Consider the following 12,094-nt stretch of genomic DNA (forward strand, 5'->3'; position numbering starts at 1 on the left):
GCGGGGATTCACGTGCGCACGGACCAGTCACCGCGAGCGGTGTGCGGGCACGCTGCGCGGCGACGAATCTGACGGTCCGTCGGAAGAGCTGTCGTCCATTGATGCGCGAGCGGCTCGGGATTGCAAGAGAAGCGGTGGGGAATCTTCCGCCGACCGAAGATGTGGCCGAAGTCGACCGGTGGGGCCCGCGCCCCTTCAGGGGCGCGGGGAACTGCGCGCCCAGCCACAGCGAACCCGCACGTACGTCTCAGCCCGTCCGGCGTTTGAGGACGAGGCCGTTCAGGCCGATGAGCGGGGGCCTGGGGGCGCAGCCCCCAGCTTCGGGAAGGGGGCTGGGGAAAGGAAACCGCCCGGGCCTCAGCCCGCAGCCACCCGCACCCGAACCTCCCCGTCAAGCCCGGCGACCAGCACAGAAGTCCCCGGCCCACCAAGATCCCGCACAACCGCCAGATCGCCGTCCGCCAAGGACTCCGCCTCGGTCACCACAGCCCCCGCCTCCAACGCCTTCGCCCCGGAAGCCACAGCCATGGCCACCGCGGTCTGCAGCGCACTGAGCCGCAGAGAAGGCAGGTCAACGGTCCCCGCAACATAGGTACGGCCGGTTTCGTCCCGCACGGCCGCCCCCTCGGCCACACCATTGCGGGCCCGCACGGAACGGGCCAGGGTGACGATCTTGCGGTCCTCGGGATCGAGCGCGGTGCTGTCGGTCATGCCCAGAGCATACGAAGCCCCACCCGATCCCCGCGCGCCGGTACGCGTCACCGCCCAGCCGTACGCCCGACACGCCTGCAAAGCTCCGGCGTCCACACGGTGGTGGCACTGGACGCGGCGATCGTGCTGGGGGCGGCGGTTCTGGTCGCGGTCGGACTCGGCCGACGGACGTCAGGGGCGGTCGAGCCGGAGCCGCTCGGCCTTCGGTAGACCCGCGACCACCAGGTCGTACGAGTCCTCGATGAGCTCCCTGACCAGCTGGTCCGGGAGCTCTCCGTCGGCCGTCACCGTGTTCCAGTGGCGTTTGTTCATGTGGTAGCCGGGGATGATCAGGCCCTCGTACTCGCCGCGCAGGCGCACCGCGTCGTCGGGGTCGCACTTCAGGTTCACCGTGAGCGGCCGGGCGTCCAGTCTGGTCAGGGCGAACAGCTTTCCCAGCACCTTGAAGACCGAGGTCTCCGGGGTGAAGGGGAAGTCCTCGACGGTCGCGTTGAAGGACAGGCAGAACGTGCGCAGCTCCTGCGGGGTCACTCCGGCTTCTCCTCCTCGGGGGAGCCGGCCGGGCCCACGGGCTCGACCAGCACCGTGACGATCTTGTTCCGGCGGCCGGCCGAGGCCTCCGCCGTGAGCCGCAGCTCGCGCCCGTCGGGCAGTTCGACCACCGACGAGGCGGAGGCGATGGGCACGCGGCCGAGCGCCTTCGCCAGGAGGCCGCCCACCGTCTCGACGTCCTCGTCGTCGTACGCCTCGAAGCCGTACAGCTCGCCGAGGTCGCCGATGTCGAGCCGTGCGGTCACCCGGTAGCGGTCGTCGCCGAGGTCCTCCACGGGCGGCAGTTCGCGGTCGTACTCGTCGGTGATCTCGCCGACGATCTCCTCGAGGATGTCCTCGATGGTGACGATGCCGGCCGTGCCGCCGTACTCGTCGATGACGACGGCGACGTGGTTGCGGTCCTGCTGCATCTCGCGCAGCAGGTCGCCGGCGTTCTTCGTGTCGGGGACGAAGGCGGCGGGCCGCATCGCCGTCGACACCAGCTCGCTCTCGGCGTCCCGGCTGATGTGCGTCTTTCTGGCCAGGTCCTTCAGGTAGACGATCCCGACGATGTCGTCCTCGCTCTCCCCCGTGACGGGGACGCGGGAGAAACCGGACCGCAGGGCCAGCGTCAGGGCCTGCCGGATCGTCTTGTAGCGCTCGATGACCACCAGGTCCGTACGCGGGACCATGACCTCCCGTACGAGCGTGTCGCCCAGCTCGAAGACGGAGTGCACCATGCGGCGCTCCTCGTCCTCGATGAGCGACTCCTTCTCCGCGAGGTCGACCATCGCCCGCAGCTCGGCCTCGGAGGCGAACGGGCCGCGCCGGAAGCCCTTGCCGGGCGTGAGCGCGTTGCCGATGAGGATCAGGAGCGGCGGGATCGGGCCCATGATCCTGGCGAGCGGCAGCAGTACGTACGCGGCCGCCGTCGCCGTGTTCAGCGGGTGCTGGCGGCCGATGGTGCGCGGGGAGACGCCGACCGCCACGTACGAGACGAGGACCATGACGCCGATGGCGACGGCCAGCGCCTCCCAGGTCTCGGCGAACTCCTTCAGGCAGGCGTACGTGACGAGCGCGGCGGACGCCATCTCGCAGGCGACGCGCACCAGCAGCGCCACGTTCAGATAGCGGGTCGGGTCGGCGGCGACCTGGGCGAGCTTGGCGCTGCCGCGGCGGCCGGACCGGACGGCCTCCTCGGCGCGGAAACTGGAGACGCGGGCGAGACCGGCCTCCGCGCAGGCGGCGAGCCAGGCGACCACGACAAGGGTGATGGCGCCTACGACGAGTTGCGGGCTCATGAGACGGTCGGGGCCGGGGACGGGCCGGTCAGGCCCTTCTCCGCACGCCAGCCGTCCACGATGGCCGCCTGGAGGCCGAACATCTCGGCCTTCTCGTCCGGCTCCTCGTGGTCGTAGCCGAGCAGATGCAGCACTCCATGGACGGTGAGGAGCTGGAGCTCCTCGTCCATGGAGTGCTGCGTGTCGGCTTCCTTGCCCTGCCGCTCGGCGACCTCGGGGCAGAGCACGATGTCGCCGAGCAGCCCTTGCGGGGGCTGCTCGTCGTCGTCCTTCGACGGCGGCCGCAGCTCGTCCATCGGGAACGACATGACATCCGTCGGACCGGGCAGGTCCATCCACTGGATGTGCAGCTGCTCCATGGCGTCGGCGTCCACGACGATCACCGAGAGCTCGGAGAGCGGGTGGATCCGCATCCGCGCGAGGGCATAGCGGGCGATGTCGAGGATCGCCTGCTCGTCGACCTCGGTTCCGGACTCGTTGTTGACGTCGATCGACATGGTCGCGCTGGTCTACTTCCGCTTGTTACGGGCGCCCTTGTGGGTGCCGTTCTCCGTACCGTTCTGGCTGTCGTACTTCTCGTACGCGTCGACGATACGGCCGACCAGCTTGTGCCGGACGACGTCGTGGGACGTGAGGCGGGAGAAGTGGACGTCGTCGAGGCCCTCCAGGATGTCCTGGACCTGACGCAGACCGGACTTCGTGCCGCTCGGCAGGTCGACCTGGGTGACGTCACCCGTGATCACGATCTTCGACTCGAAGCCGAGGCGGGTGAGGAACATCTTCATCTGTTCGGGGCTCGTGTTCTGGGCCTCGTCCAGAATGATGAAGGCGTCGTTGAGCGTACGACCACGCATGTACGCCAGCGGGGCCACCTCGATCGTCCCGGCCGCCATCAGCCGCGGGATCGAGTCCGGGTCGAGCATGTCGTGCAGCGCGTCGTACAGCGGGCGCAGGTAGGGGTCGATCTTCTCGTAGAGCGTGCCGGGCAGGAAGCCGAGCCGCTCTCCCGCCTCCACCGCGGGGCGGGTCAGGATGATGCGGTTGACCTGCTTGGACTGCAGTGCCTGCACGGCCTTGGCCATGGCGAGGTAGGTCTTGCCCGTACCGGCGGGGCCGATGCCGAAGACGATGGTGTGCTTGTCGATGGCGTCGACGTACCGCTTCTGGTTGAGCGTCTTGGGGCGGATGGTGCGGCCGCGCGAGGACAGGATGTTCTGTGTGAGCACTTCGGCCGGGGTCTCCTGGCCGTCGCCCTCCCCGTTCTCGCTCGCCCTCAGCATGGCGATCGAGCGTTCCACTGCGTCCTCCGTCATCGGCTGTCCGGTGCGGAGCACCAGCATCATCTCGTCGAACAGGCGCTGGACGAGCGCCACTTCACTGGCGTCGCCGACGGCGCTGATCTCATTGCCCCGGACATGGATGTCGGCCGCCGGGAAGGCCTTCTCGATCACGCGCAGAAGGGCGTCTCCCGATCCCAGCACGGTCACCATGGGGTGCTTGGCCGGGACGGTGAACTGCGCTCGTGACTGCCCCTGCGCGGGGGTGTGAGCTGTGGGTGTCTGCGTCATGGGCCGGCTCTGTAGGCCTGCTCATCCTCCTCGGTGAGGCACGCTTGCCGGTACGGCAGCCTTGTGCTTCCAAGAGTACGACGGGGCACCGACAACGCCGTAGGACTTTTCGCCCGCACCGGTGGCCCCAGGCGAATCCGCCGATGGCCCCGCGCGGACCCACCTGCTGCCTCACCCCGATCCACCTGCGACCTCACGCGGATCTGCCGAACCCGATCGTCGGTACCGCCCGCCGCAGGGGCCACGCCCGGCTCGGCTCCGGAAGGAGGGGTTCCAGGAAGGCGTACCGGCCGAGCGCCGCCGGATCCTGGTGGTCGTACGACTGCACGCGCCGCCACCACCCGGCGATCTCCGACCAGCCGGGGGCGGACAGGGACCCACCGAACTCCTGGACCGACAGGGCGGCGGTGAGGCCCGCGAAGGCCAGCCGGTCTGCCAGCGGCCAGCCGGCCAGGGTGCCCGTGACGAACCCGGCCACGAAGACGTCCCCCGCGCCGGTGGGGTCCATGGCCTCGACCTCGATGGCCGGAACCTCGGCGGTCTCCCCGGTCCGTCCGTCCACGGCGTACGCACCCTCGGCACCGAGCGTGACGACGGCGAGCGGCACGTGCTCGGTGAGCGCGTGGGCGGCGGCGCGGGGGCACGAGGCGCCCGTGTACCGCATGGCCTCCTGGGCGTTCGGCAGGAACGCCTCGCAGTGCGCCAGGTCGGGGAGCCCCGCGAGGTCCCAGCGGCCCGTGTCGTCCCAGCCGACGTCCGCGAAGATCCTGGTCCCCTTGCCCGCCGCCCCGGCGATCCAGGGGGCTCGGATGCCTGGCGTGAGCGAGGCGACGGCCGCACGTGCGCGGGGCGGGCAGTCCGGGGCGGGCTCCTCCGGGGGCGGCTCGTGTCCGTGGCTGACCATCGTCCGCTCGCCCTCGTACGCCATCGAGACCGTCACCGGGGAGTGCCAGCCCGGTACCGTGCGTGACGTGGAGAGGTCGATGCGTTCGCCCTGCTCCAGGGCGTCCCAGCAGTACTCCCCGTAGTGGTCGTCGCCGAAGGCGGCGGCGAGGGACGTCTTCAGGCCGAGCCGGGCGAGCGCGGTGGCCATGTTGGCGACCCCGCCAGGGCTGGACCCCATCCCGCGCGCCCAGGACTCGGTGCCGCGGACCGGGGCGGAGTCGAGTCCGGTGAAGATGATGTCGAGGAAGACTGTGCCGGTGAGGTAGACGTCCCAGGGCGGGTCGTCCTGGGCGCGCAGCCCTCCGAGGGGGTCGACCTGGGCGGCCTGGCTGTGCCGTCCCTCTCCGTTGGACGCGGTCACGGTGCGCTCCCATGAGGTGGTGCGGATTCAGGCCAGTGTGCACCAATCACTCCACTGACCGCGGAGTGTCACGCCGGGCCAGGACGGGTTTCGCCCCCGAACCCCCAAAGACTGCGCAGTTCCCCGCGCCCCATCAGGGGCGCGGGGAACTGCGCGACCAGCCACAGCGCACCCGCACTCACATCTCAGCCCCGTCAGGGGAACTCGTACGCCTCCACCTCTGCGAGGTACCGGGAGCGCCGCTCCTCGTCGTGGTCGAGGAAGGCCGCCACGAACGAGTTGCGGGCGAGGTCGCGCAGGCGGTCCGGGGACAGCCCCAACGCCTCGCGGACGGCAAGGAAGTTGTCCCCGGCGTACCCACCGAAGTACGCGGGATCATCGGAGTTGACCGTGCACAACAGCCCCGCGTCGAGCATCGCGGGCAACGGATGCTCCTCCAGAACATCCACGGCCCGAAGCCGCACGTTGGACAGCGGACACAACGTCAACGGCACCCGCTCCCGCACCAGCCGAGCCACCAGCTCAGGATCCTCCATGCACCGCAGCCCGTGATCGATCCGCTCGACCCCGAGCACATCGAGCGCCTCGGTGATGTAGGAGGGCGGCCCCTCCTCCCCCGCGTGGGCGACCCTCCGCAGCCCGAGCGCGGCAGCGGCCTCGTACACCTCACGGAACTTCACGGGCGGATGCCCGACCTCGGCGGAGTCGAGCCCGACACCGACGATCCGGCCGAGGTACGGCTTCGCGGCCTCCAGCGTCTCCATCGCGGACGCGGCGGACTCGTCCCGCAGGAAGCACATGATCAGCTGGGTGGAGACCCCGTGCACGGCCTCGCTCCGGTCGAGCGCCCGCCCGAGCCCCTCCACCACGGTCCCGATCCCGACACCCCGGGAGATGTGCGCCTGCGGATCGAAGAAGATCTCCGCGTGCCGCACCCCCTGCGCGGCGGCCCGCGCGAGATACGCGTCGGCGAGGTCCGCGAAGTCGTCCTCGGTCCGGAGCACGGCCATGAGCTCGTAGTACAGGTTCAGGAACGACTGCAGGTCCGAGAACTGATACGCCTTACGGAGCTCGTCGGTGTCCGCGTAGGGCAGCGGAACACCGTTGCGCGCGGCGAGCGCGAAGGCCAGCTCGGGCTCCAGGGTGCCTTCGATATGGAGGTGCAGTTCGGCTTTCGGGATGGACATCAGGGCATCGTACGGCCGTTTCATCTGCGCTTCGGTACCGGCACCCGGAGCAGATCGTGCGCCACCGTCAGCTCCCCCTCGAACCCGGCGGCCCGCGCCTGCCGCTCGAACTCTTCGGGATCGTCGTACCGCTGACTGAAGTGCGTGAGCACGAGATGCCGTACGCCCGCGTCCCGGGCCACCGCCCCCGCCTGACCTGCCGTCAGGTGCCCGTGGTCGACGGCGAGTTGCATGTCACCGTCCAGGAACGTCGATTCGATGACGAGCATGTCGCAGCCCTCCGCGAGCGCGTGCACCCCGTCGCACAGCCGGGTGTCCATGACGAACGCGAACCGCTGCCCGCGCCGCACCTCGCTGACGTCGTCGAGCGACACCTCCCCCAGCGCGCCCTCCCGCTGGATCCGCCCCACCTCCGCACCCTTGATCCCGTACGAGGCGAGCCGCTCGGGCAGCATCCGCCGCCCGTCGGGCTCGACGAGCCGGTAGCCGTACGACTCGACGGGGTGGGAGAGCTTGCGGGCCTCCAGCACGTACGACGGCGTGGTCGCGAGGACGCCGTCGGAGTCGACCGGCGCCTCGGTGAGCGGGACCGTCTCGCGGTAGGCGGTCGAGTACCGCAGCCGGTCGTAGAACCGCTGCCCGGAGCGCGGGAAGTGGGCGGTGATCTCGTGCGGCACCCGGTCGAGGTTGATCCGCTGGATCACCCCGGCGAGGCCGAGGGAGTGGTCGCCGTGGAAGTGCGTGACGCAGATCCGGTGGAGGTCGTGCGCGGCGGCCCCGGCGCGCAGCATCTGCCGCTGCGTGCCCTCGCCGGGGTCGAAGAGGATGCCCTCGCCGTCCCAGCGCAGCAGATAGCCGTTGTGGTTGCGGTGCCGGGTGGGCACCTGGCTGGCGGTGCCGAGGACCACCAATTCGCGTACGGACACGTCGAGTTACCCGGGTTTCCCGTGCGCCGCGGCTAGCCCGGCGGCCACTGCATGCCGCGGCCGCCCAGCACATGGGCGTGCGCGTGGAAGACGGTCTGGCCCGCACCGCTGCCGGTGTTGAAGACGATGCGGTAGCTGTCGAGCTTCTCCTCGGCGGCGACCTCACCGGCCTCCCGCACGACATCCGCGAGGATCGCCGGCTCGGCGACCGCGAGGGAGGCGACGTCCCGGTGGTGGACCTTCGGGATCACCAGGACGTGGATGGGCGCCTGCGGGTTGATGTCCCGGAAGGCGACGGTCGTTTCGGTCTCACGGACGACGGTCGCCGGGATCTGCCCCCCGACAATCTTGCAGAACAGACAGTCGTGCTTCGCTGCGCCTGCCATGCGTGGCTCCTCACGCTGGATGATCGTTGCCCGGGCATGGTACCGAGCCCGTGCCCCGCAAGGGGCGCGGGGAACTGCGCGACCAGCCCCCACGCACCCTCACCCGCACCCGAAGAAGCACCACCCCGCGCGCCCTACTCCGACGGCAACTGCGGAGCCGTCCTCGCCGGGTTCTCCGACAGCGCCGCGAGCGCGATACGGATCGCCTCGTCGAGCTGCACGTCACGACCGGCCGCGTAATCCTGCGGAGCCTGGACCACCTCGACGTCCGGGTCGACCCCGTGGTTCTCCACGCCCCACTCGTAACCCTCAAGCCAGAACGCGTACTTGGGCTGGGTGACGAGCGTCCCGTCGACGAGCCGGTACCGGCTGTCGATCCCGACGACGCCACCCCACGTACGCGTACCGACGACGGGCCCGATGCCGAGGGCCTTGATCGCGGCGTTGACGATGTCGCCGTCCGAGCCGGAGAACTCGTTGGCGACGGCGACGACGGGCCCGCGCGGCGCGTCCTCCGGATAGCTGGTGGGCCGCATGCCGCGTGCGAGGTCCCAGCCGACGATGCGCCGGGCGAGCTTCTCGACGACCAGCTGGGAGGTGTGGCCGCCACGGTTCTCGCGGACGTCCACGACGAGGCCCTCGCGGGCGACCTCGATCCGCAGGTCGCGGTGGATCTGGGCCCAGCCGGGCGCCTGCATGTCGGGCACGTGCAGATAGCCGAGCCGGCCGCCGGACTTCTCATGGACGTAGGCGCGCCGGTCGGCGACCCACGCGTGGTAGCGCAGCGGCTCCTCGTCCGAGATCGGTACGACGACGGCGTGCCGCGGATCGCCGCCGCCCGCCGGGGACACGGTGAGCTCGACGGCCTTGCCCGCCGTGCCGACGAGCAGCGGTCCGGGCCCGGTCACCGGGTCGACGGGCCGCCCGGAGACGGCCACGATCGCGTCCCCGGCGCGTACGGCGACCCCGGGCGCGGCGAGCGGCGACTGCGCGTCGGGGTCGGAGGTCTCCGACGGCAGGATGCGGTCGATGCGCCACTGCGGCGAACCCTGCGGACCGTCCTCGTGGCGGGAGATGTCGGCCCCGCGCAGCCCCTGCCGCTCGCCGCCGCCGTATCCGCCGCGCGGCATGACGTACGCGTGCGAGGTGCCGAGTTCGCCCTGCACCTCCCACAGCAGGTCGACCAGGTCGTCGTGGGTGGCGACCCGTTCGAGCACGGGCCGGTACCGGTCCAGTACGCCGTCCCAGTCGGTGCCGCCCAGGTCGGGGCGCCAGAAGTTGTCGCGCATGAGGCGGCCGGTCTCGTCGTACATCTGCCGCCACTCGGCGGCCGGGTCGACGGTCTGGCGGATGCGCGAGAGGTCGACGGTGATGTTGGTGTCGCTCTCGTCGTCGTTCGAGGCGCGCCGGTCGCTCGGTACGACCTTGAGCTTGCTGTCGGTCCACAGCAGGATCCGCTTGCCGTCGCCGGTGACCATGAAGCCGTCGGCGTCCGAGGCGAGATGCTCCATGCGCTGCTGGACGAGGTCGTAGCGCTCCAGGTCGGTCTTCGGGTCCGGGTCGTCCGGGGTGGCGCGGGAGGCGCCGAGCACGCCCCGCACGGGGTGGCGCAGCCACAGCAGCCCGTCCTTGGCGGCCCGCAGTGCGGAGTAGCGGGCGGCCTCGACGGGGAACGGCACGATGCGGTCGCCGAGCCCGTCGAGGTCGATCCGCGTCGCCGGGGAGCCCTCGCTCTCGGGCGTCTCGGCCCCTGGGCTGTCCGGCGCCTCGAAGGGCCGGCCGTGCCGCTGCGGCCCGAAGGGCGAGGGGGTGGTCGCGGCGAGGGTGATGAGATGCGGCCGCGAGCCCCCGACGAAGGCCAGGTCGAAGACGTGCTCGTCGTAGACGGGGTCGAAGGACCGTGCGGACAGGAACGCCAGATGCTTCCCGTCGAGCGTGAACGCAGGCGCGTAGTCCCGGAATCGGAGCGGCGTCGCCTCGGTCACCGACAGGTCCGCGGTGTTGGCGAGCTTGAGCTGGCGCAGCGGGCGCGGGCCGGGGTGCGACCAGGCGAGCCAGGCCGAGTCGGGCGAGAAGGCGAGCCCGGAGACCTCGCCGTCCTCGCTGCGGTCGACCTCCCGGACCTCACCGGTCTCCCGCTCGACGAGCAGTACGCGTCCGTCGTGCGAGGCGACCGCGGCACGGCTGCCGTCGGGCGCCACCGCGAGCCCGAGCACCCGCCCGAGCTGTCCGGCGGCGAGGCGTCGCGGGGTGGCTCCGGGCGCGACGCCGGTGGCGGGCGCGAACTCAAGGGCGTCATCGCCCTCGGCGTCCGTCACCCACACCACGTGCTCCTCGCCGTCCGCGCGGAAGGTGCGGGGCAGCCGGGCCCGTACGCCCTGTTCGGCGGCGAGCGCGCGGGTCGGGCCCGAGCGGTGGGTGACCCAGTGGACGGCTCCGCGCACGGCGACCGCGCTGCCGCGGCCGGTGTGGTCGGGTGCGGCGGCACCGAACCAGCGGGCCGCGCTCACGGGATGCGGCTGCAGATCGACGCGCTGTCCGCCGAGCCGGATGTCGAGCCGCCGCGGCTCGGCCCCGTCGAGGTCGTCGAGGATCCACAGCTCACCGGCGGAGGCGTACACGACGCGGGCCCCGTCGGTGGAGGCGTGCCGGGCGTAGAACCCGTCAACTGCCGTATGCCGCCGCAGATCCGATTCGTCCGCGAGGGAGGAGTACACGGCCCCCACGCCTTCGTGATCGGAGAGGAAGACGACCCGCTCCCCGACCCACGAGGGGTACTCCAGATTCCCGTCCAGGTCGGCATGCAGCCGTACGAACTCCCCGTCGCCCTCGCGGTCGATCCACAGTTTCCCGGCCGTGCCGCCCCGGTACCGCTTCCACCAGGCGGCCTCACGGCCCATGGGCGCGGACAGCAGGAGCGTGCCGGGGCCCTGGGCCACATCGCCGACGGGCCCGTACGGAAGCGTGGTCGCGGGGCCGCCGTCGAGCGGGATGGCCCGGGCCCAGCTGCGGCGCAGGCTCGCCTGGCCCTGCGTGCTGAGGGCGAGCACCTCGCCCTCCGGGGTCCAGCCGCGCACCTGGGTCTTCCAACTCCCCCAGTACGTAAGGCGTTTGGTGGAGCCGCCGTCGACGGGGGCGATATGCACCTCGGGTGCCCCGTCGCGGGTGGAGGTCCAGGCGACGGTCGTTCCGTCCGGGGAGATGCGGGGATGGTTCACCGGGACGTTGTCGGCGCTGACCCGCCAGGCACGCCCGCCGTCGAGCGGCGCGACCCAGACGTCGTCCTCGGCGGTGAAGGCGATCAACTCGCCGTGCAGATGCGGATACCGGAGATACGGGGCAGATGCGGCGGATGCAGTCTGTGTCACCCGATCACCCTATGCAGCGGTCCTGTCCGCGACCAGAGCTTTCGATCACTTGCCCTGGAAGCAGGAGCAGGTGGGGTGCGGGTACTCGGTGACGGTCCTGGTGACGGTGACGGTCGCCCCGGGCTGCCCGGGTGGCGGGGTCGTCCTGTTGTCGACGGGCGGTGTCCACGGGTTGACGGTGCTCGGCGTGCCCGCCCTGCAGTTCCCGAGCACGTCCACGCGGAACCACTCCTTGCCGCCCACCTTGGCGGTCAGGTCGCCCCGTACGCAGGTCCCGTTGATCTCCTGCGTCACCTTGCCCTTGATGGTGATCTCGCGCCCGTCCTTCTCCTCGCCGACACAGTCGACGGTCGCGAAACTCCGCACGCTGGGCGAACTCCCGTCCGTCTGCCCGTTCTTCCCCCCGTTGTTCCCGTACGAGGCGGTGCAGCTGAGCCACTGGACGTCGACGCCCTGCTTCTCCAGCTCGCGGGTTCCCGTCTGGTCGGTCGTGATCGCCACCGCGGCTGCGCTGATTCCGTTGCCGGGTTCACACGCGACCACGCCGAACACGGCCACGGCGGCGAGGCCGGCCGCGACCGGTCCCCGCCGCCCACCCGTCCGACCCCGTATACGCCTCAATGCCCCCACAGACGGCAGCGTGCCACCCCCGAGCGAAGCCCGATAGACCGCATGCGGCCACGATTTCACCCCCGCCGCCCCTACCCGTCCCGTCCCTGGGGGCTGCGACCCCCAGACCCCCCTATCGGCCTGAACGGCCTCGTCCTCAAACGCCGGACGGGCTGAAATGTCGGCCCGGGCCGCGAAATC

The 12,094-nt window shown here is 71.1% G+C and carries 11 protein-coding genes; all 11 read right to left on the reverse strand.

Annotated elements, in window-relative coordinates; genetic code table 11:
• Window positions 1–357: 357 nt before the first annotated feature.
• Window positions 358–711: a cytidine deaminase gene (locus tag O3Q52_RS17035; RefSeq protein ID WP_269649626.1), complete on the reverse strand. Its 354-nt coding sequence runs from the start codon at window positions 709–711 to the stop codon at window positions 358–360.
• Between the two features lie 171 nt (window positions 712–882).
• Complete coding sequence (locus tag O3Q52_RS17040; protein ID WP_269649627.1) at window positions 883–1,242, reverse strand: MmcQ/YjbR family DNA-binding protein; 360 nt, start codon at window positions 1,240–1,242, stop codon at window positions 883–885.
• Window positions 1,239–2,543: a hemolysin family protein gene (locus O3Q52_RS17045; RefSeq protein WP_055612360.1), complete on the reverse strand. Its 1,305-nt coding sequence runs from the start codon at window positions 2,541–2,543 to the stop codon at window positions 1,239–1,241. Before O3Q52_RS17045 ends, O3Q52_RS17040 begins: the two co-directional genes overlap by 4 nt.
• A complete protein-coding gene (gene ybeY, locus O3Q52_RS17050) occupies window positions 2,540–3,040 on the reverse strand; it encodes an rRNA maturation RNase YbeY (protein WP_055612361.1) in 501 nt (166 codons plus the stop codon). Before ybeY ends, O3Q52_RS17045 begins: the two co-directional genes overlap by 4 nt.
• Before the next feature lie 12 nt (window positions 3,041–3,052).
• On the reverse strand, window positions 3,053–4,111 hold the full coding sequence (locus O3Q52_RS17055) for a PhoH family protein (RefSeq protein ID WP_269649628.1): 1,059 nt from the start codon (window positions 4,109–4,111) through the stop codon (window positions 3,053–3,055).
• Window positions 4,112–4,304: 193 nt separating this feature from the next.
• A complete protein-coding gene (locus O3Q52_RS17060; RefSeq protein WP_269649629.1) occupies window positions 4,305–5,417 on the reverse strand; it encodes a carbohydrate kinase family protein in 1,113 nt (370 codons plus the stop codon).
• Between the two features lie 194 nt (window positions 5,418–5,611).
• Window positions 5,612–6,604, reverse strand: coding sequence for an adenosine deaminase (locus O3Q52_RS17065; protein WP_269649630.1), 993 nt, complete (start codon window positions 6,602–6,604; stop codon window positions 5,612–5,614).
• Window positions 6,605–6,624: 20 nt separating this feature from the next.
• Complete coding sequence (locus tag O3Q52_RS17070) at window positions 6,625–7,530, reverse strand: ribonuclease Z (RefSeq protein WP_269649631.1); 906 nt, start codon at window positions 7,528–7,530, stop codon at window positions 6,625–6,627.
• A 32-nt stretch (window positions 7,531–7,562) separates the two neighbouring features.
• Window positions 7,563–7,916: a histidine triad nucleotide-binding protein gene (locus tag O3Q52_RS17075; RefSeq protein ID WP_269649632.1), complete on the reverse strand. Its 354-nt coding sequence runs from the start codon at window positions 7,914–7,916 to the stop codon at window positions 7,563–7,565.
• 134 nt (window positions 7,917–8,050) lie between these two features.
• Entirely contained in the window at window positions 8,051–11,284 is a 3,234-nt protein-coding gene (locus tag O3Q52_RS17080; RefSeq protein WP_269649633.1) for a S41 family peptidase, read from the reverse strand.
• Between the two features lie 45 nt (window positions 11,285–11,329).
• Entirely contained in the window at window positions 11,330–11,914 is a 585-nt protein-coding gene (locus O3Q52_RS17085) for a hypothetical protein (RefSeq protein ID WP_269649634.1), read from the reverse strand.
• Between the last annotated feature and the right edge of the window lie 180 nt (window positions 11,915–12,094).

The organism is Streptomyces sp. ActVer, assembly GCF_027270795.1.
Taxonomy (GTDB): Bacteria; Actinomycetota; Actinomycetes; order Streptomycetales; family Streptomycetaceae; genus Streptomyces; species Streptomyces umbrinus_A.